A 24,814-nucleotide genomic window follows, 5' to 3' on the forward strand; every position below is an offset into this window, starting at 1 on the left:
GACATGTCCGCGAATGAGCCGAAGCCCGCGAGCCCTCGTGTTCGCAGGCCGCCCCCCGTGGTGCCCGTTCATCGGGAGGGGCCTCCGCCGCTCTCCTTCGCGCAGCGTCGCATGTGGTTCCTCTCGCGGTTGGACCCGTCGGGCTTCGCCTACAACGCGCCCTTCTTCGCGCGGCTCAAGGGATGTCTCGATGTATCAACGCTGGAGCGCGCGCTGACGGAGGTGGTGCGCCGGCACGAAGCGCTGCGGACGACCTTCACGGAGGTCGAAGGCGAGCCGGTGCAGTGCATCGCGCCCGACGCGCCGGTGTCGCTGGCCGTGGAGCGACTGGAGGGGCCGGAGCGGGAGCACGAGGCCCGGCGACTCGCGGAGGAGGAGGCACGGCGTCCGTTCGATTTGGGCGCGGGGCCGATGCTGCGCGCGCGGCTGTTGCGCCTGGAGGAAGAGGAGCACGTGTTGCTCCTGACGCTGCACCACATCTCGTGTGACGGCTGGTCGCTGTCGTTGCTGGAGCGGGATTTGCGCGAGCTGTACGGCGCCTTCCTCGAAGGCCGCGTGGCGACGCTGCCCGCGCTGACGGTGCAGTACGCGGACCATGCGGTGTGGCAGCGCGAGTGGCTGAAGGGGGAGGTGCTGGAGGAGCAGTTCACGTGGTGGAAGAAGCACCTCGACGGAGCCTCGCCCGCGCTGGAACTGCCGACGGACCGACCGAGACCTCCGGTGCAGTCGGCCCGGGGCGCGGTGCTGGGGATGCCGTTGCCCGCCGAGCTGATGAAGGCGCTGCACGAGCGGTGCAAGCAGGAGGCGGTGACGCCGTTCATGTTGTGGCTGGCGAGCCTCCAGGCGTTGCTGTCGCGGCACAGCGGACAGCCGGACGTGGTGGTGGGCACGCCCATCGCGGGGCGCAACCGGCGCGAGGTGGAGGGGCTCATCGGTTTCTTCGCCAACACGCTGGCGCTGCGCGTGGACGTGGATGGAAACGAGTCCTTCAAGTCGCTCTTGGGACGGGTGCGTCAGGCGTGCCTGGGGGCGTACCAGCACCAGGACGTGCCCTTCGAGCGACTGGTGGATGCGCTGCGGCCGGTGAGGGACTTGAGCCGCTCGCCGTTGTTCCAGGTGCTGCTCGTGCTCCAGAGCGCGCCGCCGTTGGTGCGACTGGCGGGGCTGGAGTCGCGCGACGTGGACTTCGAGCCGGGCGTGGCGAAGTTCGACCTTACGCTCTTCGTGCGTGAGACGCCGGAGGGCTGGGTTGCGCTGTGGGAGTACAGCACGGCGCTGTTCGACGAGGCGACGGTGCGCAGGCTCGCCGGCCACCACGTGGCGCTGCTGAAGGGCGTGCTGGAGGACCCGGAGCGCAAGGCCGGGCAGGTGGACCTCCTGGATGAGGAGGAGCGGCGGAAGGTGTTGGAGAAGTGGTCGTGGCAGGAGGAGCACCAGCACCCATCGTGGTTGATGCATCGGCGGGTAGAGGCGCAGGCGGCGCGCACGCCCTCGGCAGTGGCGGTGACGAATGGCGGCGGCTCCCTGACGTACGTGCAACTGGAGCAGCGGGCCAATCAGCTCGCGCACCACTTGATGGCGTTGGGGGTTCGCCCTGGAAGCGTGGTGGGGCTGTGCCTGGAGCGAAGCAGCCTCGACCTGCCGGTGGCGGTGCTGGCGACGCTGAAGACAGGAGCGGCGTGCCTTCCGTTGGACCCGGGCTATCCGCCGTCGCGACTGGCGCGGATGCTCGATGACGTGGCCGCGCCGGTGGTGCTGGTGCATGCCTCGCTGGAGCATGCGTTGCCCGGGGAGGGCACGGCGCGGAGGGTGCGACTGGAGGAGGAGGCAGCGCGCATCGCGGAGCAATCCACCGTGGCACCCGGGTGGGTGTTGTCGCCCGAGCTTCCCTGCTACGTCCTCTTCACGTCAGGGAGTACGGGGAGGCCCAAGGGCGTGACGATGTCCCATCGTGCGTTCGGCACGATGGTGAACTGGCAGTTGGCGAGCACGTCGGCGCCTGGGGCGAGGACGCTCCAGTTCGCCTCGCTGAGCTTCGACGTGTCCTTCCAGGAGCTGTTCTGCACGCTGGGCGAGGGCGGCACGCTCGTCCTCGTCTCGGCGGCGACGCGTCAGGACCCCGCGACGTTGATGGCGTACCTGCGGGAGCACCGCGTGGAGCGGCTCTTTGTGCCCTTCGTGGCGCTCCAGGCGCTCAGTGAGCGGGCCCGACATGAGACGGAGTTGCCGCCGCTGCGCGAAGTGGTGACGGCGGGCGAGCCGTTGCAGGTGACGCCCGCGGTGGTGTCGTTCTTCGAGCGGCTGCCGGGGTGCGTGCTGGAGAACCAGTACGGCCCCACGGAGACGCATGTGGTGACGGCGTGGAGAGCGAAGGGGCCGCCCTCGACGTGGCCGGTGTTGCCTCCGGTGGGCAGGCCCATCGTCCCCGCGACGGTGTTGGTGCTGGATGCGTGGGGCGCCCCGTGCCCCATCGGTGTGACGGGAGAGGTGTGCGTGGGAGAGCGGAGCCTCGCGCACGGCTACTGGGGGCGGCCGGAGCTGACGGCGGAGCGCTTCGTTCCGAACATCCTGGACAAGGGGCGGGATGGGCACCGCATCTACCGCACGGGAGACCGGGGGCGGTGGCTGGCGGATGGGAACCTGGAGCTTCAGGGGCGCGCGGATGAGCAGGTGAAGGTGCGCGGCTTCCGCGTGGAGTTGGGCGAGGTGGAGGTGGCGCTGAAGGAACTTCCCGGCGTGACGGACGCGGCGGTGGTGGTGCGGCGAACGGGCGGGGGAGAGAAGCAACTGGTGGGCTACGTCGTGCGGTCCGAGTCCTCGGACGCGGAGGCTCTGAAGCGCCGGCTGGCGAATCAGTTGCCCGAGTCCTGGGACGGGGAGGACTTGAAGCGTCGACTGGCGAAGCGGTTGCCCGAGTACATGGTGCCGGTCGTGCTGGTTCGGCTGGAGGCGCTTCCGCTGACGCCCAGCGGAAAGGTGAATCGCCGCGCACTGCCGGAGGTGGATTCGCGCCGCGCGGAAGGGGGAGCCCGCTACGAGGCGCCGCGTGACGCGCTGGAGCGGAGGCTGGCGGAAGTCTGGCAAGAGGTACTGGGTGTCCCGCTCGTGGGCGTGAGGGATGACTTCTTCGCGCTCGGTGGGCACTCGCTGCTGGCGACGCGTGTGGTGTCGCGACTCCGGGATGCCCTGGGCCACGACGTGCCCGTGCGACTGCTGTTCGAGGCGCCCACGGTGGAGGCCCTTGCCGAGCGACTGGGGGCGCAGGGAGGACACGCGCGGTTGCCGGTGCTGATGCGAGCCGCGCGGCCCGTGGACCCGCCCTTGTCATTCGCGCAGCGACGCCTGTGGTTCCTCGCGCAGCTCGACGAGGGAGGACATTCGTACAACCTGCCCTTCGTCGTCCGACTCCACGGTGCGTTGAAGGTGGAGGCCCTGGAGCGGGCACTCGCAGAGGTGGTCCGCCGACACGAAGCGCTGCGCACGAGCTTCGTGGAAGTGGGTGGTGAGCCCGTCCAGCGCGTCGCCGTGGATGTCGGCGTGCCCTTGCAGGTGGAGTCGGTGGAGGGCGCCGACGACGTGGAAGAGGCCGTGCGGCGTCGCGTGGTGAGGGAGGTCCAGGCGCCGTTCGATGTGGCGCGGGCTCCCTTGCTCCGCGCGACGTTGCTGCGAACGGGCGGCGAGGAGCAGGTGCTTGTGGTGGTGCTGCACCACCTGGTCGCGGATGGATGGTCGCTGGGCGTGCTCACCCGCGAACTGGATGCGCTCTATGGCGCGGCCGTGAAAGGCGAGGCGGCGAAGTTGCCCGAGCTGCCCGTGCAGTACGCGGACTACACGGTGTGGCAGCACGAATGGTTGAAGGGAGACGTGGAGGCATCGCAGCTCTCCTGGTGGCGCGAGGCGCTGACGGGAGCACCCCCGGTGTTGGAGCTGCCCACGGACCGGCCGAGGCCCGCGGTGCAGGGGTACCGAGGCGCGAGCGTGCCGGTGCGGTTGTCCTCGGAGCTGAGCGAGGCGCTGCGACAGTTGAGCCGGAGAGAGGGCGCCACGCTGTACATGACGCTGCTGGCGGGCTTCCAGGTGTTGCTGGCGCGCTACAGCGGACAGTGGGACGTGGTGGTGGGCTCACCGGTGTCGGGGCGGACGGCGAGGGAGACGGAGGGGCTGATGGGCTTCTTCGTCAACACGCTGGCCCTGCGCGCACGGCCGGATGCGGCGTCCTCCTTCCAGGCGTTCCTGCGTCAGACGAAGGAGACGGTGCTCGGGGCACTCGCGCACCAGGACGTGCCTTTCGAGAGGCTGGTGGAGCACCTCCGCCCGGAGCGGGACTTGAGCCGCTCGCCGTTGTTCCAGGTGCTCTTCACGTTGCAGGAGGCCGCGCCGCTGCTCACCCTGCCGGGTGTCACCGCGAGCCCCTGGGACTTCGCGAGCACCATCGCCAAGTTCGACCTGGAGCTGTTGCTGGTCGATGCGCCGGGAGCGGCTGTCGAAGGCCAGCTCATCTACAACGCGGACCTCTTCGAGCCGTCCACTGTCCAACGCATCGCGGAGTGTTTCCTGGAGGTGTTGCGCAACCTCTCCGGCCGACCCGAGGCGCGACTGTCGGCGCTTCCGCTCCTGCCCGCGGCCGAGCGCCAGCGAGTGCTGGAGGCGTGGAACCAGACGGCGGTGGAGTTCCCGCGAGAGGCGTGCGTCCATCACCTCTTCGAGGAGCAGGTGTTGCTGCGTCCGGACGCGGTGGCGCTGGAGTTCGGTGCGCAGCGGCTGAGCTACAGGGAGCTGGAGGCGCGGGCCAATCAACTGGCGTGGGCGCTGAAGGCGCGTGGCGTCGGCGTGGATGTGCTGGTGGCGGTGTGCCTGGAGCGCTCGGTGGAGCTCATCGTGTCGCTGCTGGCCATCCTGAAGGCCGGTGGTGCGTACGTGCCCCTGGACTCCAGCTATCCGGCGCGGCGGCTGGAGCAGATGTTGGAGGACACGACGCCTCGGCTGCTCATCACCACGCGCGCCTTGCTGGAGCAACTGCCCCAGGAGGGACGCCCGGAGTTGATGTTGCTGGAGGACGAGCGGCTGGCGGACCTGCCGACGACGTCGCCGCGCATGCCGGTCTCGGGCCGGAACCTGGCGTATGTGGACTTCACGTCGGGGAGCACGGGGCGCCCCAAGGGTGTGGCCGTCGAGCACCGGGGCGTGCTGCGGTTGTTGTACGGAGCGCCGTACGCGCGACTGGGGCCGGAGGAGACGTTCCTGCTCATCGCGCCCATCTCCTTCGATGCGTCGACGTTGGAGGTGTGGGGGCCGCTGTGCCTGGGTGGACGGCTGGTGGTCTTCCCACCGCGCTCGCCCAGCGAGCTGGACCTGCTGACGGACGTGCTCCATCGGCACTCCGTCACGTTGTTGCACCTGACGGCGGGACTGTTCAGCCAGATGGTGGAGCTGGGGATGGACGGGTTGAAGGGCGTGCGCCAGCTCCTGACGGGTGGAGATGTGGTGTCCGCGCCGCACGTGAAGCGCGTGCTGGAGGAGCTGAAGATTCCGGTGACGGCCTGCTACGGGCCGACGGAGAGCACGCTCTTCACTTCGGTCCATCGGATGACTCGAGTGGAGGACGTGGGCGCGTCGGTGCCCATTGGTCGGCCCATCGGCAACACGCAGGTCTACGTGCTGGATGCGGGGATGGAGCCCGTTCCGGTGGGCGTGGCGGGCGAACTGTTCATCGGGGGTGATGGCCTCGCGCGAGGGTATCTGCGCCAGCCCGATGTGACGGCGGACCGCTTCATTCCGAATCCCTTCAGCGCGGTGCCGGGGGAGCGGCTCTATCGCACCGGAGACCTGGCGCGCTTTCGCCCGGACGGGGTGCTGGAGTTCCTGGGGCGGCGTGACAGCCAGGTGAAGGTGCGGGGCTACCGCATCGAGCTGGCCGAGGTGGAGGCGTCGCTCCTCGCGCATCCAGCGGTGAAGGACGGGTTGGTGGTGGTGCGGGACGGCGCGGGAGGCAAGCGACTGGTCGCGTACTACGTCGAACACGCGCAGGCGCCCGAGGCACCTCGGGTGCGGGACTGGCTGAAGCAGAAGCTCCCCGAGTTCATGGTGCCCTCGGCCTTCGTGAAGCTGGCGGCGCTCCCGCTGACGGCGAACGGGAAGGTGGACCGAAAGGCCCTGCCGTCACCGGAGCAGGAGGGGTCGGGCGTGGAGGCGATGCAGGGGCCTCGGACGGTGATGGAGTCGCTGGTGGCGCGCATCTGGATGCCGCTGCTCGGAGTGGCGAGGGTGGGCGTGAAGGACGACTTCTTCGCGCTCGGTGGTCATTCGTTGCTGGCGACGCGAGTGGTGTCGCGGCTCCGGGCGGCGCTCGGTCGTGATGTGCCGGTGCGACTGGTGTTCGAGGCGCCCACCGTGGAGGCCCTGGCCGAGCGACTCGAAGTCGTGAAGGCAAGTGCGCAGCGCGTGAGCACCCCTGTGCCGGTGCGAGTGTCGAGACACTCCGCGATGCCGCTGTCGTTCGCACAGCAGCGTCTGTGGTTCCTGGGGAAGCTCGACGCCGGAGGGTATTCGTACAACCTGCCGTTCGTCGTCCGACTGCGAGGCGCCCTGAACCTCAAGGCGCTGGAGCAGGCGCTCGCGGCGTTGGTGCGGAGACACGAGGCGCTGCGCACGACGTTCGAGGAAGTGGAAGGCGAGCCGGTGCAGCGCATCGCTTCGGATGTGGCGGTGCCGCTGTCCGTGGTGGAGGTGACAGAGGACGCCACGCGCGGCCAGGTGGAGACGCTATCGAGGCAGTCGTTCGACCTGGGCACGGGCCCGCTGCTGCGAGTGACGCTGCTGAAGCTGAGCGAGCAGGAGCACGTGTTGGTGCTGGTGCTGCACCACATCGTCGCGGACGGCTGGTCGATGGGAGTGCTCACGAAGGAGCTGGAGACGCTCTACAGCGCGCAGGTGAAGGGCCGCGAAGCAACGTTGCCGGAGTTGCCCGTGCAGTACGCGGACTACGCGGTGTGGCAGCGGGAGTGGCTGAAGGGGGAGGTGTTGGAGGAGCAGTTGTCGTGGTGGAGGGCGAGGCTTGCGGGAGCCTCTGAGGTGCTGGAGGTACCGACAGACCGACCGAGGCCCGCGGTGCAGGGGTATCGAGGCGCGAGTGTGGCGGTGAAGCTGTCCTCGGAGCTGAGCAAGAAGCTGAAGCGCTTGAGTTGGCAGGAGGGCGTGACGCTGTACATGACGCTGCTGGCGGGCTTCCAGGTGTTGCTGGCGCGCTACAGCGGACAGTGGGACGTGGTGATGGGTTCGCCGGTGTCAGGGCGGACGACGAAGGAAGTGGAGGGCTTGATTGGCTTCTTCGTGAACACGCTGGTGGTGAGGACGGAGGCGTCGGGTGAGCTGACGTTCCGCGAGATGCTGGGGCGTGTGAAGGAGTCGGTGCTCGGGGCCTTCGGGCACCAGGAGGTGCCGTTCGAGAAGCTGGTGGAGGCGCTGCAGTCGAGCCGTGACTTGAGTCGCGCGCCCCTGGTCCAGATTGCCTTTGGCTTGAACGGGCCCGCTGAGTTGCCGGTGCTGCCGGAGCTGTCCTCGTCTGAGGTGACGTACGAGCCGGGCATGGCGAAGTTCGACCTCGCGCTGTCGGTGCGTGAGGACGCGGAGGACCTGACGGGCTTCTGGGAACTCAACACGGACCTGTTCGACGCGGCGACCGTGGAGCGCATGGCGGCCCACTTCCAGCAAGTGCTGGAGGCGGCGGTGGAGAATCCGGAGGCGAGGCTGAACGCGCTGCCGATGTCAGGGCATCGCGAAGTGCCGGTGAAGGTGCCGGTTGTTCGTCTCCAGGCTCGGCGGTTGGACCGGCTGGCTCCGGAGGTCGTGCCGGAGGGATTCATCGCTCCGCGGACGGCCATCGAGGAACTGGTGGCGGGAGTCTGGGCTCCACTGCTGGGAGTGAGGCACGTGGGGGCCGAAGACAACTTCTTCGAGCGGGGAGGGCACTCGCTGCTGGTGATGCAGGTGGCCTCGCGGCTGCGCGAGGTGTTGGGCCGAGAGGTGTCGGTGCGGACGCTCTTCGAGGCGCCCACTGTCGCCACGCTGGCCAGGAGCCTGGAGAGCGGTGGTACCGGACAAGGACGGCCAGCGCTGGTGCCCACGACTCGCACGGAGGCGCCGCCCCAGTCGTTCGCACAGCAGCGCCTGTGGTTTCTGGACCGGCTTGAGCCGAACAGCCCGCTCTACAACATTCCCCTCGCGATACGACTGACGGGGGCGCTGGACGTCGCGGCCCTGGAGCGCTCCTTCCACACGTTGGTCCGTCGCCACGAGTCCCTGCGGACGACCTTCGAGCAAGGCGACCAAGGGGCGGTGCAGCACATCCAGCCCTTCGCGCCAGTGGCGCTGCGAATGGTGGACCTGAGTGGCCTCGCCGTCGAGACCCGAGAGCAACAGGCACTCCGACTGGGGGGCGAGGAAGGACGGCGTCCGTTCGACCTGGGCACGGGCCCGCTGCTGCGAGTGACGCTGCTGAAACTGAGCGAGCAGGAGCACGTGTTGGTGCTGGTGCTGCACCACATCGTCGCGGACGGCTGGTCGATGGGAGTGCTCACGAAGGAGCTGGAGGCGCTCTACAGCGCGCAGGTGAAGGGCCGCGAAGCAACGCTGCCGGAGTTGCCGGTGCAGTACGCGGACTACGCGGTGTGGCAGCGGGAGTGGCTGAAGGGGGAGGTGCTGGAGGAGCAGTTGTCGTGGTGGAGGGCGAGGCTGGCGGGAGCCCCTGAGGTGTTGGAGGTGCCGACGGACCGGCCGAGGCCCGCGGTGCAGGGTTATCGCGGTGCGAGCGTGGCGGTGAGGCTGTCCTCGGAGCTGAGCGAGAAGCTGAAGCGCTTGAGTCGGCAGGAGGGCGTGACGCTGTACATGACGTTGCTGGCGGGCTTCCAGGTGCTGCTGGCGCGCTACAGCGGCCAGTGGGACGTGGTGGTGGGTTCGCCGGTGTCTGGGCGGACGACGAAGGAAGTGGAGGGCTTGATTGGCTTCTTCGTGAACACGCTGGTGGTGAGGACGGAGGCGTCGAGCGAGCTGACATTCCGGGAGATGCTGAGGCGTGTCCGGGACGCGGTCCTGGGCGCGCTCACGCACCAGGAGGTGCCGTTCGAGAAGCTGGTGGACGCGTTGCAGTTGTCTCGCGACTTGAGCCGCTCGCCGTTGGTGCAGGTGTCCTTCGCGCTCCAGAGTGCGCCGTCCGGAGACTTGTCGTTGCCGGGGCTCACGCAGCAGCCGATGGACCTGGGAACGAGGACCGCCAAGTTCGACCTCGCGTTGTCCATGGGAGAGGACGCGGAGGGACTGTCAGGCACCTGGGAGCTGAACACGGACCTGTACGACACGGCGACCGTGGAGCGCATGGCGACGCACTACCAGCGGTTGCTGGAGGCGGTCGTCGAGGTGCCGGAGGCGACCCTGCGTGCGCTGCCGATGCCTGGGCATCGTGAGGTGCAGGAGAAGGCTGTCGGTTCCCGCATCCAGTCACGCCAAGGCGAGCGCGTGATTCCGGAGCAGGGGTTGGAGGACTTCATCGCGCCCAGGACCGCGATGGAGGAGCTGGTGGCGGAGACCTGGGTCCCGCTGCTGGGCGTGAAGCGGTTGGGTGCGGAGGACAACTTCTTCGAACGGGGAGGGCACTCGCTGCTGGTGATGCAAGCCGCGTCGCGGCTGCGGGCGGCGTTGGGGCACGAGGTTCCGGTGCGCATGCTCTTCGAGGCACCCACGGTGTCCTCGTTGGCCACGAGTCTGTCCGTGTTGGCGCGGGGTGGGCTCGGGGTTCGGAGTCCGCCGCTGCTCCCCGCATCGCGGGTGGATGCACCACCCCTGTCTTTCGCGCAGCAGCGCTTGTGGTTCCTCGACCGGCTGGAGCCGAACAGCCCGCTCTACAACATCGCCCTGGCCGTGACGATGGAGGGCGTGCTCGACATTGGCGCGCTGGAGAAGGCGTTCCATGCGCTGGTTCACCGCCACGAGTCCCTGAGGACGACGGTCCGACAGGTTGCGCTCGGTGCGGTCCAGCACATCAGTCCTTCCATGGCGGTCCCGCTGCCCGTGGTGGACCTGCGCGGGCTGCCCGTGGAGGCCCGGGCGCATGAAGCCTTGAGGCTCGGGATGCAGGAGGAACGGCGTCCTTTCGACCTGGGCACGGGTCCGCTGCTGCGAGTGACGCTGCTGAAGCTGAGCGAGCAGGAGCATGTGCTGGTGCTGGTACTGCACCACATCGTGTCCGATGGTTGGTCGATGGGCGTGCTCACGAAGGAGCTGGAGGCGCTCTACACCGCCCATGCGAAGGGCGGGGACGCGGCGTTGCCGGAGTTGCCCGTGCAGTACGCGGACTACGCGGTGTGGCAGCGAGAGTGGCTGAAGGGGGAGGTGCTGGAGGAGCAGTTGTCGTGGTGGAGGGCGAGGTTGGAGGGCGCCCCCGAAGCGCTGGAGCTGCCGACCGACCGACCGAGGCCCGCGGTGCAGGGGCATCGTGGCGCGAGCGTGGCGGTGAGGCTGTCCTTCGAGCTGAGCGAGAAGCTGAAGCAGTTGAGCCGGCGGGAAGGTGTGACGCTGTACATGTCACTGCTGGCGGGCTTCCAGGTGCTGCTGGCGCGCTACAGCGGACAGTGGGACGTGGTGGTGGGTTCGCCGGTGTCTGGGCGGACGACGAAGGAAGTGGAGGGGCTGATTGGCTTCTTCGTGAACACGCTGGTGGTGAGGACGGAGGCGTCACGTGCGCTGACGTACCGGGAGCTGCTGGCCCAGGTCCGGGAGTCGGTGCTGGGCGCCTTCGCGCATCAGGAGGTGCCGTTCGAGAAGCTGGTGGACGCGTTGCAGTTGTCTCGCGACTTGAGCCGCTCGCCGTTGGTGCAGGTGTCCTTCGCGCTCCAGAGTGCGCCGTTCGGAGACCTGTCGTTGCCGGGGCTTGTGCTGCGTGCGCTGGACCTGGGGACGCAGGTGGCGAAGTTCGACCTCGCGTTGTCCGTGCGAGAGGACGCGGAGGGAATGGCGGGGTACTGGGTGTTCAACACGGACCTGTTCGACACGCAGACCGTGGAGCGCCTGGCCATCCACTACGAGCGCTTGCTGGAGTCCGCCGTGGCGATGCCCGAAGCGCGGCTGGATGCGCTCGGGATGCCTGGGCACATTGAAGTGCCGGAGAGGACTCCGTCCGCTCGCATCCACGCCCATCGCACGGAGCGGCAGGATTCCGAGCAGATGTCGGAGTCCTTCATCGCGCCCAGGACGGCGATGGAGGAGCGGGTGGCGGAGATCTGGGCTCCGTTGCTCGGCGTGAAGCGCGTTGGCGCGGAGGACAACTTCTTCGAGCGGGGAGGGCACTCGCTGCTGGTGATGCAGGTGGCCTCGCGGTTGCGCGAGCTGCTGGGCCGCGACGTGCCAGTGCGGGTGCTCTTCGAGGCACCCACGGTGTCCGCGCTGGCCTCTCGATTGGATGAACTCTTGAAGGACGGGCTCAGGACAGGTCGTCCAGAGTTGGTCCGCACGGAACGGACGGAGGCACTGCCTCAGTCCTTCGCGCAGCAGCGCTTGTGGTTCCTCGACCGGCTGGAGCCGGGTGGCTCGCTCTACAACATCGCGCTCGCGATGAAGCTGGAGGGCGTGCTCGACGTGAAGGCTCTGGAGCGTGCCTTCAATGAGCTGGTCCGTCGTCACGAGACCCTGAGGACGACCTTCCATCAGCATGCCCAGGGGGCCGTGCAGCGCATCCACGCCGCAGCATCCCTGCCGTTGTCCGTGGTGGACCTGAGTGGCCTCCCCGTCGAAACCCGAGAGCAAGAGGCCCTCCGACTGGGAGCCGAAGAAGGACGGCGTCCGTTCGACTTGAGCGCGGGCCCGCTGCTGCGAGTGGCGCTGCTGAAGCTGAGCGAGCAGGAGCACGTCCTGGTGCTGGTGCTGCACCACATCGTGTCCGATGGCTGGTCGACGTGGGTGCTCACGAAGGAATTGGAGACGCTCTACGGCGCCTACGTGAAGGGCGAGGCCGCGACGCTGCCGGAGTTGCCCGTGCAGTACGTGGACTACGCGGTGTGGCAGCGGGAGTGGCTGACGGGGGAGGTGCTGGAGGAGCAGTTGTCGTGGTGGAGGACGAAGCTGGCGGGAGTCCCCGAAGCGCTGGAGGTGCCCACGGACCGGCCGAGGCCGGCGGTGCAGGGGTACCAGGGCGCGAGCGTGGCGGTGAAGCTGTCCTCGGAGCTGAGCGAGAAGTTGAAGCAACTGAGCCTGCGGGAGGGCGTGACGCTGTACATGACGCTGCTGGCGGGCTTCCAGGTGCTGCTGGCGCGCTACAGCGGCCAGTGGGACGTGGTGGTGGGCTCGCCAGTGTCGGGGCGGACGACGAAGGCGGTGGAGGGGCTGATTGGCTTCTTCGTGAACACGCTGGTGGTGAGGACGGAATCGTCGGGTGAGATGACGTTCCGGGAGATGTTGGGGCGTGTGAAGGAGTCAGTGCTGGGGGCCTTTGGGCACCAGGAAGTGCCGTTCGAGAAGCTGGTGGAGGCCCTGAGCCTGAAGCGCGACATGAGTCGCGCGCCGTTGGTCCAGGTGGTGTTCCAGCTCTTGAACACGCCTTCGGGAGACCTGTCGTTGTCCGGTCTCACGCAACGCCCGTTGGACCTGGGTCTTCGCGCCGCCAAGGTCGACCTCGCGCTGGGATTGAGAGAGACCGCCAACGGTATCGAGGGAGGCCTCGAGTTCAGCAGCGACCTGTACGACGTCGCGACCATGGAGCACTTCGGAGAGCACCTGGAGCGCCTGCTGGAAGGCGCGGTGACCGAGCCGGGCCGGCGACTGCGAGACCTTCCGCTTCTGAGTGTGTCCTCACGGCAGTCGCTGCTGGCGCGGGGTGGCAGCGAAGCGCCCTTCGAGGGTGAGTGCCTGCACCGGTTGTTCGAGGCCCAGGTCGCGCGAACGCCCGAGGCCGTGGCGGTGGAGATGGAGGGGCAGACGCTGACCTACGCCCAGCTCGACCGGAGAGCCCACAAGTTGGCCACAGTGTTGCGCAAGTGGGGCGTGAGGCCCGACGTGGTGGTGGGCCTGTGCCTGGGGCCGAGCCTCGACTGGGTCGTGGCGATGCTCGCCATCCTCAAGGCGGGCGGCGCCTACCTGCCGATGGACCCTGAGCATCCACCGGAGCGCCTCGCGTACATGCTGGATGACGCGAAGGTCGCGCTGCTGGTGTCGCGCTCGGAAGAGGCGTCGCAACTCGCCTACTCGGGGGCCACCGTGTTGCTGGATGAAATCGGTGAGCTCGATGACCTGGTGGGCGGGGAATCGCTGGCGCCCGAAGTCACGGCGCGAAACCTCGCGTATGTCATCTACACGTCGGGGAGCACGGGGCGCCCGAAGGGGACGCTGCTGACGCACCGGGGAGCCGCGAATCTGGCTGAGTCCTTCCCCTCGGTGCTCGGTGGCCTTGGCCCGGGCGACAGGACGTTGATGTTCGCGACGGTGAGCTTCGATGCCTCCGTGGCGGAGGTCTTCCCCGCACTGCTGAACGGGGCGACGCTGGTCCTGGCGCGGCGCGCGCAGATGGCACCTGGAAGGCCATTGACGGAGTTGCTCGCGCGCGAGCGAATCTCCGTGGCGACCCTGCCGCCGTCGGTCCTGGCGATGATGCCGGTGGTCGAGCTTCCCAGGCTTCGAGTCCTGCTCTCCGCCGGCGAGTCCTGCACCGCGGAACTGGTGGCACGGTGGAGCCCGGGGCGACGTTTCATCAATGGCTATGGCCCGACGGAAGGAACGGTGGCCGCGACCTGGGGCGAGTGCTTCCCGGGAACACGTCCCACGATTGGCAGGCCGTTGCGCAACGTGGTGGTGCGGGTGATGGATGACGCGGGCAATCTGGCTCCCACGGGAGTCTGGGGCGAGCTGTACCTCGGTGGCGTGGGACTGGCGCGAGGGTACCTGGGGCGTCCGGACCTGACGGCCGAGCGCTTCGTCCCGGACCCGTATGGTGAAGGGGGACGGCTATATCGAACGGGTGACGTGGTGCGGCTGCTCGAAGACGGAAGGTTCGAGTACCTGCGCCGTGCCGATGCCCAGGTGAAGGTGCGCGGTGTGCGCGTCGAGCCCGCGGAGGCGAGTGCCGCGCTCGCGGCGCATCCGGAGGTCCGCTCCGCCGTGGTCATGGGCCGGGAAGACACGCCGGGAGACATGCGGCTGGTGGCGTATGTGGTGCCGACGGAGGAGGCCACGTTGACGGCCGATGTGCTGCGCGCGTGGTTGAAGCGCTCGTTGCCGGAGCCGTGGATTCCGTCGGTGTTCGTGGTGCTGCGCGAGTTGCCGCTCACACCGAATGGGAAGGTGGACTGGAAGGTGCTGCCCTCGCCAGAGGCGCACCGGCCAGAGCTGAGCGGTGGCTACGTCGAGCCTCAAGAAGGCCTGGAGCAGGTGATCGCCCAACTGGTGGCGGAGGTGCTGAAGCTGGACCGCGTGGGCGCGGACGACAACTTCTTCGACCTGGGCGGCAACTCACTCCTGCTCCAGATGTTGCAGATGAAGCTGGAGGAGCGACTGGGGCGCAAGGTGCCGTTGGTGTCGCTGCTCCAGTTCCCCACCGTGCGCACGCTCGCTGCTCAGTTGGGGCCCGCCCCGGAGCCGGAGGCGCCTCGCCAGCCCGCGACTTCCGGAGACAGGCGTGAGGGCCTCCAGCGATTGGCACAGCAGCGGCGGCGGCGACCGGGCTCGGATTAACGCAGCAAGCGCGCCAACTTCGCTCCGAGCACCTCGACATGGGGTGCTTGCAGCATCGTGTGGTGGTCGCCAGGGACGACCTCCACGCGCGCCGCCGCGCCCAGGTCCAACCAGCCGAGTTCCGGGTGAGGTGGGAAGCCGGGAGGTGGCTGTTGGGCGCGGAAGTATTGGAACTCGCCCCCGCTCCAGCGCGGCGGCACGTAGAGACTCAATGCCCGCGTGTTCGCGCGCAGCACGTCCAGTTGTCTGCGGGCCGCTTCGAATTCCGAGAAGGGGGGCTCGATACCGTCCCGCGCCGCTTCCTCCTGGAGCAGGCGGAACTGCTCTTCGACGGACAAGTCCTTCGGCCACTCGGTGGAAGGTGTGAACGTCTTCCCCGCGCGGAAGGTCAGCAGCGAGACCTGGTCCGCGAGCTCCGCGGAGACGTGCCCAGGTGGCGGCGTGTCCAGGAGCGCGCACAGGGGCACGCTCTCGCCTTCAGCCGACAGTCGGCGCGCCATCTCGTAGGCGATGGTTCCACCCAGGGATGCACCCACGAGCAGATAGGGACCTCGGGGCCGTACGGTGCGAAGCGCCGTGAGGTAGTGCTCCGCCATCTGCTCCACGGTGGTGTGGCACGAGGTGCCCGAGTTGAGTCCCGCCGACTCGAAGCCGTACATGGGCCGCTCGGGAGCGAGGTGTCTCGCCAGCTCACGGTAGAAGAGCACCTGTCCACCGGCTGCATGCACGAAGAAGACAGGCACCCCGTAAGTTCCCTCCTGGAGTCGCACGAGGCAACTGGGGGCCGTGGGCGCGGCGTCGCGAGCACCTTCTCCAATGCGCGCGGCGAGTCGCGCGATGGTGGGAGATTCCAGCACGGCCTTCAGTGGAAGCCGCGCTCCAAGTCGGTCCTCGATACGGGCACTCAATCGCAAGGCGAGGAGGGAGTCGCCACCCAGCGCGAAGAAGTCGTCATGGATGCCGATGTTCTCCAGGTGGAACGTGAGCCGGAAGCACTCGAGCAACACCTGCTCCGTGGCATCGCGAGGCGCCGAGGCGCGCGGGCCCTCGTCGCGACCCATGGCGGGCCGCACTTCTTCGCGGGCTTCCACGGCACGAGTGGTCGAGGGCGCCGTGGGAGCCGTGGCGGGCTCAATCCAGTGTCGCTCCCGGTCGAAGCTGTAGCCCGGCAGTGGGACGCGTCGGCGCCGCTCTCCGGCGCGGAAGCGCTCCCAGTCGATGGTGATGCCCGCGAGCCAGGCCTCTCCGAGTGACGCGAGTGGATGCGGGGGCTGCTCGGCGGAGGCGGACGCCAACGTGGAGAGGACGGGCTGCGAGGTGCGGGTCGGATGTCGCCGCGCGAGCGAAGACAGCGCCGTGCCCGGGCCAACTTCGATGAAGGCGCGGTCTCCCGTGGAGAGCAGCAGGTGAAGTCCGTCGGAGAAGCGGACTGTCTCGCGCAGATGGCGGCACCAGTACAGTGGGTCCGCTGCTTCGCGCTCGCCGAGCCAGCGCCCGGTGACGCTCGACACCACGGGCAACTTGGGGGCACGGGGGGAGAAGCGGGAGACCACGCGTGCGAAGTCCGCCAGATGTGGTTCGAGCATCACCGAGTGCGCCGCGCGACTCATACGCAGTCTCCGCGTCTCGACGCCTCGCGTGGCGAGCGCGGTCTCCAGGGCATCGAGCGCCTCCAGCGGGCCCGAGAGGACGCAGTCGGAGGGTGTGTTGATGGCCGCCACGGACAGCAGGGGATTCAGCAGGGGCTCCACCTGGGCCAGCGGCGCGAGGACCGCCGTCATCCCGCCAGGAGGGAGCCGCTCCATGATTCTGCCGCGCGCGGCGACCAGCTCCAACGCCTCTTCGAGCGTGAAGACTCCGGCCAGACAGGCCGCGACGTACTCGCCCAGGGAATGGCCGAACAGCGCCTCGGGCTGGACACCCCGGGACAGCCAGAGCTGCGCCAGCGCCCAGTCACAGGTGAACAGCGCCGCCTGGGTCCACACCGGACGTGCCAGCTCACGAGCCGCAGTGTCGTAGCGCTCCGGGGGCGCGAACATCACCTCGCGCAGGTCACCACCGAGCGGGGCACGCAGCAATGCGGCACATCGGTCCACGGCTTCGCGGAACGCGGGCTCACCGAGCAGCTCCGCGCCCATGTTCACTCGCTGCGTGCCTCCGCCCGGGAACAGGAAGACGGCGCTTCTTCGCTCTGCTTCATCGAAGGCGGTGCGAGGTCGAAGTGGGTCGCCCTGGTGCCTCAAGCGCGCGGAGGTCTCCGAGAGCGTGCTCGCGGTGACGAAGCGTCGCCAGCCGAAGCGATTGCGTCCGACTTGAAGGGTGTGGGCCACGTCCGCGAGCGCGGCCTGGGTGTGGCCCAGGTGCTCGGACAGCTCCGTGGTCATCCGCTCCAGCGCGGTCTCGGACCTGGCCGACAGCAACACCAGTTGTTCTTCCGCACGAGGCGGGTCGCTCGCCGGAGTGGGGGCCTCTTCGAGCACGACGTGTACGTTGGTGCCGCCCATGCCGAACGAACTCACCCCCGCGCGTCGAGGGCCCGCGCTGTTCCAGGGACGAGGCTCGGCCACGACGTAGAAGGGACTGCCCGCCAGCTCCAACAGGGGATTGGGCTGACGGAAGTGGACGGTGGGCGGAAGCTGTCGGTGTTCCAGCGCCAGCACCGCCTTGATGAGTCCGGACACTCCGGCCGCCGCGTCGAGATGGCCCAGGTTGCTCTTCACCGAGCCCAGGCCGATGGTGCCGGGGGCCACGCCTTGGAAGACCTGCTTGAGCGCGGTGACCTCGACAGGGTCTCCCAGCGGCGTGCCCGTGCCGTGGGCTTCGATGAAGGAGATGGAGCGGGGTTCGACTCCGGCCAGGGCCAGCGCATCGCTGATGGCGGCGACCTGCCCGGAGACGGACGGCGCGGTGAAGCCCGCCTTGCTGCTGCCATCGTTGTTGGCGGCGGAGCCGAGGATGACCGCGCGAATCGGGTCTCCATCCGCGAGCGCGTCCTCCAGTCGCTTGAGGAGCACCACGCCGACACCGTTGCCCGGCACGGTGCCCGCCGCCTGGGAGTCGAAGGCGCGGCAGTGTCCATCAGGTGAGGAGATGCCTCCCTCCTGCGTGGGGTAGGCGACGAGCTGAGGAGAGCGCACGGCCGCGCCTCCCGCGAGCGCGAGGTTGCACTCCCCCGCGAGCAGAGCCTGACAGGCGAGGTGCACCGCGGTCAGCGATGTGGAGCACGCCGTCTGCACCGTCATCGCGGGCCCGGTGAGGTTCAGCTTGTACGCCACGCGCGTCGCCAGGAAGTCGCTGTGCGTCCCGAGGATGCTCTCCGTCCAGTCGCTGGAGCGCCGCTCCATGCTCGGCAAGACGTTCGTCAGGAGATAGGTGCTGAGCGAAGCGCCGCCATAGATGCCCACGTGCAGCGGCCGGGACCGCGCGGCATAGCCCGCGGACTCGAGCGCCCCCCAACAGCACTCCATGAAGAGGCGTTGCTGGGGGTCGAGTTGCTCGGCCTCGCGAGGGGAGTAGCCGAAGAAGCGCGCGTCGAAGAGGTCGGCATCCGCGATGACACCCGCCGCCGCGACCCAACCTTCGTCCGAGGGAAGTCCGGCCTTCGCGCGCTGCTCGGCATCCAGCACCGTGACGGATTCAACGCCCGAGATGAGGTTGGACCAGAAGCGCCGTGCGTCCGAAGCGCCCGGAAAGCGCAGCGACAGCCCGACGATGGCGATAGCCGTCGGGCCGGGCGGCTCATGAGACACGTTCTCACCCATCCCCGGACTAGAGCATGGCTGGATGCGCGAGTTGAACGTGGATGGCCTCGTACGCTGATAAAACTGATTTAAGCTGGAATAACAGTCGCTGCGGAGGGTCCGCCATGAGTGCGCCCGAGGTGAAGCGAGAGGTAGTGAAGGTGCGTGGCCTGCCCCCGTTGGTGCCCGTGCCGAGGGACTCGCCTCCGCCGTTGTCCTTCGCCCAGCAGCGCCTGTGGTTCCTCGCGCAGGTGGACGCGGGTGGCTACTCCTACAACGTGCCCTTCTTCGCGCGACTGAAGGGACGGCTCGACGTGGTGGCGCTCGAGCGCGCCCTGTCGGCGCTGGTGATGCGGCATGAAGTCCTGCGCACCACGTTTGGTGAAGAGGCGGGGCGGCCGGTGCAGCGCATCGCGCCCGACGCCGCGGTGACGTTGCTCGTGGAGCCCGTGGCAGGAGAGGACGAGGTCCTGCGCCACGCCGAGGCAGAGGCGCGTCGCCCGTTCGACCTGAGCGCCGGGCCGATGCTGCGCGCGCGGTTGTTGAGGGTGAGCGAAGACGAGCACGTGCTGATGTTGATGCTCCATCACGTCTCGTGTGACGGCTGGTCCATGGGGGTGATGGAGCGCGAGCTGCGAGAGCTGTATGGCGCCTTCACCGAGGGCCGCGCGCCGACGTTGCCCGGGTTGCCGGTGCAGTACGCGGACTATGCGCTGTGGCAGCGCGAGTGGCTGAAGGGGGAAGTGCTGGAGTCGCAGCTCGCGTGGTGGAAGGCGCTGCTGTCGGGAGCCTCGCCCGCGCTGGAGCTGCCCGTGGACCGGCCGAGGCCGCCGGTGCAGACGTTTCAGGGGGCCACTGTGGTGATGCCCCTCTCGCCGTCGCTCTCGCAAGCGGTGAAGACGCGAGGCCGCGCCGAGGGTGTGACGCCGTTCATGCTGTTGCTGGCGGGCTTCCAGGTGTTGCTGTCCCGGTACAGCGGCCAACGGGACGTGGTGGTGGGGATGCCCATCTCCGGGCGGAACCGACGCGAGCTGGAGAGCCTCATCGGCTTCTTCGTCAACACGCTCGCGCCGAGGCTGGACGTGGATGGGGAGGAGTCATTCCGGGCGATGCTCGGACGGGTGCGTCGGATGTGTCTGGGGGCCTACGCGAATCAGGACGTCCCGTTCGAGACGGTGGTCGAGGCGATGCGGCCGGTTCGGGACTTGAGTCGCTCACCGTTGTTCCAGGTGATGTTCGTCATCGAGGGACCGCGCGCCCTGCCGTCCCTGCCCGGGCTCACGGCGAGCCAGGTGGTCTTCGACTCCGGCATGGCGAAGTTCGACCTCACGTTCTTCCTGCGAGAGTCGGCCGAGGGCTGGGTCGGCATCTGGGAGTACAACAAGGCGCTGTTCGACGAGGCGACCCTGCGGCGGATGGCGGGTCACTACGTCACGTTGATGGAGGGACTCCTCGCGGACCCGGGGCGACGCGTCGGCGATGTGTCGTTGCTGGACGATGCGGAGCGGCGGGCGTTGCTGCGTGAGTGGAGTGGACGCGCGGATTCGAGCGCCGTGCCCGGCTTGATGCACGCGTGGGTCGAGGCGCAGGTGATGCGCTCGCCCGACGCGGTGGCCGTGACGGACGGACAGTCGTCGCTGACGTACGCGAGCCTGGAGCGGCGTGCGAATCAGCTCGCGCATCACCTGCTGGCGTTGGGCGTACGGCCCGGAGGCACGGTGGGCCTGTGCCTGGAGCGGGCCTCCCTGGAGATGCCGGTGGCGGTGTTGGCGACGCTGAAGGCCGGCGCGGCCTTCCTCCCGTTGGACCCGAGCTATCCGTCGCAGCGCCTGGAGCAGATGTTGGAGGACACCGGGGCGCCCGTGGTGCTGGTGCAAGGTGCGCTGGAGCGCGCGTTGCCCGAGCGCACGGGGACACGTCGCGTCCGGTTGGAAGAGGAGTCGGGACGGATCGAGGCGAGGCCCGTGCATGCTCCAGCCGTTCCGCTCTCACCGGAGACTCCCTGTTACTTCGTCTACACGTCGGGGAGCACGGGGCGGCCCAAGGGCATCCTCATGTCCCATCGCGCGGTGGGGAACATGCTGCGCTGGTTGCTCGCGCGCACCGTGGACGCGGGAGCGACGACGCTCCAGTTCGCCTCGCTGAACTTCGATGTGTCGTTCCAGGAGTTGTTCGGGACGTGGTGCCTGGGAGGCACCGTGCTGCTCGTGGGGGAGGAGGAGCGAAGGGACCCCGTGGCCTTGCTGCGACGAATGGTGACGCACGGCGTGGGGCGGTTGTACCTGCCCTTCGTGGCGCTCCAGGCGTTGTGCGAGGTGGCGCAACACGAGACCGTGCTGCCGCCGCTGCGCGAAGTGGTGACGGCGGGTGAGCAACTGCAGGTGACTCCCGCGCTGGTGTCCTTCTTCGAGCGGCTGCCGGGGTGCGTGCTGGAGAATCAGTACGGCCCTTCGGAGGCCCACGTCGTCACGGCCTGGAGGGCGCATGGACCGCCCGCGACGTGGCCCGCGCTGCCTCCGGTAGGCGTGCCCATCTCGAACGTGAAGGTGTACGTGCTCGACGAGCGGGGGGCTCCGAGTCCCGTGAGTGTGGTGGGAGAGGTGTACGTCGGGGGCGCGAGTCTCGCGCACGGTTACTGGGAGCGGGCGGAGCTGACGGCGGACCGGTTCATTCCGGATGCGCTGAGTGACGAGCCGGGCGCGAGGCTGTACCGCACGGGGGACAAGGCGCGGTGGTTGGGGGACGGGAATCTGGAGTTCCTGGGGCGGGTGGACGGGCAGGTGAAGGTGCGCGGCTTCCGAGTGGAGCTGGGCGAGGTGGAGGTGGCGCTGAAGGCGCTGCCGGGGGTGAAGGACGCGGTGGTGGTGGTGCGGCAGGAGGAGGGTGGGGAGAAGCGACTGGTGGGCTACGTGGTGCACGCGGAGCCGTGGGACGCGGAGGCGTTGAGGTCGCGACTGGAGCAACGGCTGCCGGAGTACCTGGTGCCGAGTGTCCTGGTGCGCCTGGAGGCCCTGCCGCTGGCTCCCACGGGCAAGGTGGACCGCAAGGCGCTGCCCGCACCGGGACGGCATCAGCTCGCGTCACGAAGGGCGCACGAAGGTCCGCGCGACGAGCTGGAGCGGATGCTGGTGCGCGTGTGGGAAGAGGTGCTGGGCGTGAGCCCCGTGGGGGTGACAGAGGACTTCTTCGCGCTGGGCGGCCACTCGCTGATGGCCATTCGATTGCTCGCACGCATCCGGGGCGCGGTGGGCAGGGTGCTGCCGGTGGCAACGCTCTTCCATCGCGCGACGGTGGAACATGTCGCGTCCGTGTTGCGTCGGGAGTCCGCGATGTCCGCTTGGAGTCCGCTGGTGCGACTCCAGGAAGGGCAGGGACAGCGCCCCTTCTTCTGTGTGCACGCGGTGGGCGGAACGGTCCTGAGTTACGCGGAGCTGGCGAAGTCGTTGGGGCCCGAGCAGCCGTTCTTCGGGCTCCAGTCGCGGGGGCTGGAGGGAGATGTGCCTCCGTGCGAGCTCATCCCGGAGATGGCGAGCCTCTATCTCTCATCGATGAGGGAGGTGCAGCCACGCGGGCCGTATCGGCTCGGAGGTTGGTCGATGGGGGCCAGCATCGCGTGGGAGATGGCGCACCAGCTCCAACAGCAAGGCGAGCGGACAGAGGTGCTCGCGCTCATCGACGGCTTCGTGCGTCCGTTCGATGGAGAGGGCGCGGCGCCTGGGCACGATGAGGCCCGGCGTTTCGGCGCGATGTTCTACACGGACCTGATGCGCGCGGCGGGGAACGCTGTCGCGATGACCGACGAGGAACTCGCCCGAGAGGACCCCGAGACGCTGATGCGCACCCTGGCGGCGGCGAACCCGAGCGGAGTCCAGTCACTCGAAGCCCTGCGCCGGGTCTTCGAGGTGAACCTCCTGGCGGCGTGGAGCTACGTGCCGCCTCCCTACTCGGGGCCTGTCATCTCCATCGAGGCCACGGGCACCACGCGTGTGCACGGCTGGGAGCAGGTGGCGACGGGCGAACTCACCGTCCACGCGATTCCGGGTGACCACTACTCCATCTTGCGCGGCCCCGACGTGACACGGCTGGCGTCACTGCTGCGTGAGCACCTTGGGCGGGCTCGGGGCCTGACGACGCTGTGAGGATGGCGGCACCCCGGAACTGCATCCCAGGCTCGAATGGCACGCCGCTGGATGCTCGAAGCAACCCCAGACTGCTCAGTACCGGCGGACGCTCGGCTCCGGGCCGGAGCCTCGGATGCGCCAGACGGTGAGGCGCTGCGAGTTGGTGTGGCTCACCACCATGCCGTCCTGCTGCATCTGCTCCAGCAGGCGGTTCGTCTTCAGGCGGTCCAGGCCCACGGCCTTCGCCAGCACGTCACCGGGCAGGCCGGTGATGTTGCGGCGCAGCTCGTTGACGATGGCCTTCTTGAACTCGTTCTTCTGCAGGCCGTCCAGGTCCTGCGTCTTCCACGCCTGGAGGACGCCCGCGGTGATGAGCACCAGCGTCAGCACCGCCACCAGCGGGTAGATGATGTGACTGTTCTGCTCCAGAATCTCGAAGTACTTCGGAGACATGGAGGAGACAGGACGGGTGTAGTCCGGAACTATCTGCGCGAGCAGGCCGGAGTGCTGCAAGGACAATGCGGGAAAGGTCGCCACGGCTCCCCAACTCTAGGGGGAGCCGCGCCTGCCCCGCAACTCGCACGCCGCGTCAGATGACGCCCATGGCCTCGGAGGCGCCCTCGGCGAACAGCGTCGTGTCCGCCTTGGCCAACAACGTGGCGAGCCCCTCTCGCGACTGGGCGCTGATGGCCACCCCGCCCCGCGAGCGCAGCAGCGCCTCCACTTCCTCCGCCGGCATCAGGTCCGCCTTGTTCCAGACCATCAACCGGGGCTTCTCCATCAAATCCAGCGACGAGAGGATCTTCTCCACCGCCTCCACCTGTTCGTCCCGCGCCGGGTCCGCCGCGTCCACCACGTGCAGCAGCAGCGTCGCGTCGTACAGCTCTTCCAGCGTGGCGCGGAAGGCCGCCACCAGGTCCTTGGGCAGGTCCCTGATGAAGCCCACCGTGTCGGTGATGATGACCTCGCGCTCCTGAGGGAAGCGCAGCCGGCGGCTCGTCGGGTCCAGCGTGGCGAACAGCTTGTTCTCCGCCAGCACCTGCGCGTTGGTAATCGCGTTGAGCAGCGTGGACTTGCCCGCGTTGGTGTAGCCGACGATGGAGATGACGGGCAGCTCGCGCCGGTTGCGCTGTGCACGCCGCACGCTGCGCTCCTTCCCAATCGCGTCGATGCGCTTCTCCAGATGCGTGATTCGCTCGCGCACCCGGCGTCGGTCGATTTCGAGCTTCGTCTCGCCAGGGCCTCGTCCGCCGATTCCACCCGCGAGCCGGCTGAGCGAGTCGTCGCTCTGCACCAGCCGGGGCAGCCGGTACTTCAGCTGCGCCAGCTCCACCTGGAGCTTGCCCTCCGCGCTCTGTGCCCGCTGCGCGAAGATGTCGAGGATGAGCTGCGTGCGGTCCAGAATCTTGAGGCTGGTGGCCTCGCCGATGTGGCGCCCCTGCGAGGGGGTGAGGTCCTTGTCGAAGATGAGCAGGTCCACCATGGACTGCATGGAGCGCAGGTTGAGGTCTTCCAACTTGCCCCGGCCGATGAGGTAGCGAGGGTCCGCCTCGCGCTTCACCTGGAGCACGCTGTCGACGACCTCCACCCCCGCGGTGCGGGCCAGCTCGCGCAGCTCCGCGAGGCTCGCTTCCGCCCGCCCCCGGTTTCCGTCCAGGCACACCGCGACGAGGATGGCCTTCTCCCTCCCGCCCACCGCGCGCGCCGCCGCCTTGCGGCTGAACTCCTCCTCCAGCGCGCCCAGCGTGTCCGTCAGGTCCGGCTGCTCGCCGTGTACGGAGGGCAGGGTGGAGACGTGCCAGAACTCGCCGGTGCCGTTCTCCGGCACCAGATAGGCGTAGTGCAGCACGCCCGGCAGGCCCTCCTGGCCCACGCCCACGGCGGCCACGCAGTCCAGGCGCAGGAGCGCGAGGTCCGTCAGGTCGTCCTTGGTGAGCGGCTCGCTCTTGAGGTGCGTGTGCACCAGCCGCAGGCCACGCAGACGCACCTGGCCCGCGCGGGCACGGCCAATGTCGGGCAACTCGAGCTTGTGGGCGTTGCCCACCACCACGTGCTCGATTTCACCCTTGCGGTTGATGAGCACGCCCACCTGGCGGTTCGTCTCGTGGGACAGCTCGGTGAGGTGGCGGGCGAGCTCGGGCGACACGATTTCGTGTGGAGACACGCGCCGGCGGAAGGTGTTGCGCAGCCGGTGTTGCTCGTTCGCCTTGAGGCCCAGGGTGTTGCCGAAGATTTCCTTCAAAC

5 protein-coding genes are annotated in these 24,814 nt (G+C 68.6%); 2 read left to right on the top strand and 3 right to left on the bottom strand.

The features are described from left to right. Positions 1 to 3 precede the first annotated feature (3 nt). Positions 4 to 14,709, top strand: a complete 14,706-nt coding sequence (locus tag HUA74_RS12740; protein ID WP_174454755.1) for a non-ribosomal peptide synthetase — start codon at positions 4 to 6, stop codon at positions 14,707 to 14,709. Here the strand turns inward: HUA74_RS12740 and HUA74_RS12745 are convergent. Beyond that, complete coding sequence (locus HUA74_RS12745) at positions 14,706 to 18,470, bottom strand: type I polyketide synthase (protein ID WP_174454756.1); 3,765 nt, start codon at positions 18,468 to 18,470, stop codon at positions 14,706 to 14,708. The genes HUA74_RS12740 and HUA74_RS12745 overlap by 4 nt on opposite strands. Before the next feature lie 104 nt (positions 18,471 to 18,574). Between HUA74_RS12745 and HUA74_RS12750 the strand changes: the two genes are divergently transcribed. Further along, complete coding sequence (locus tag HUA74_RS12750) at positions 18,575 to 22,588, top strand: non-ribosomal peptide synthetase (protein ID WP_174454757.1); 4,014 nt, start codon at positions 18,575 to 18,577, stop codon at positions 22,586 to 22,588. A gap of 75 nt (positions 22,589 to 22,663) precedes the next feature. Here the strand turns inward: HUA74_RS12750 and HUA74_RS12755 are convergent, their stop codons facing one another. Next, entirely contained in the window at positions 22,664 to 23,107 is a 444-nt protein-coding gene (locus HUA74_RS12755; protein WP_246137170.1) for a hypothetical protein, read from the bottom strand. A 52-nt stretch (positions 23,108 to 23,159) separates the two neighbouring features. Then, positions 23,160 to 24,812, bottom strand: coding sequence for a GTPase HflX (gene hflX, locus HUA74_RS12760; RefSeq protein WP_174454758.1), 1,653 nt, complete (start codon positions 24,810 to 24,812; stop codon positions 23,160 to 23,162). Positions 24,813 to 24,814 lie beyond the last annotated feature (2 nt).

Source organism: Myxococcus sp. CA051A (assembly GCF_013336705.1).
Classification (GTDB): Bacteria; Myxococcota; Myxococcia; order Myxococcales; family Myxococcaceae; genus Myxococcus; species Myxococcus llanfairpwllgwyngyllgogerychwyrndrobwllllantysiliogogogochensis.

Bases quoted from the DNA above. Each gene is read 5' to 3' on its own strand.
- HUA74_RS12740 (WP_174454755.1), top strand. From the start codon at position 4: ATGTCCGCGAATGAGCCGAAGCCCGCGAGCCCTCGTGTTCGCAGGCCG.
- HUA74_RS12750 (WP_174454757.1), top strand. From the start codon at position 18,575: ATGAGTGCGCCCGAGGTGAAGCGAGAGGTAGTGAAGGTGCGTGGCCTG.
- HUA74_RS12745 (WP_174454756.1), bottom strand. From the start codon at position 18,470: ATGGGTGAGAACGTGTCTCATGAGCCGCCCGGCCCGACGGCTATCGCC.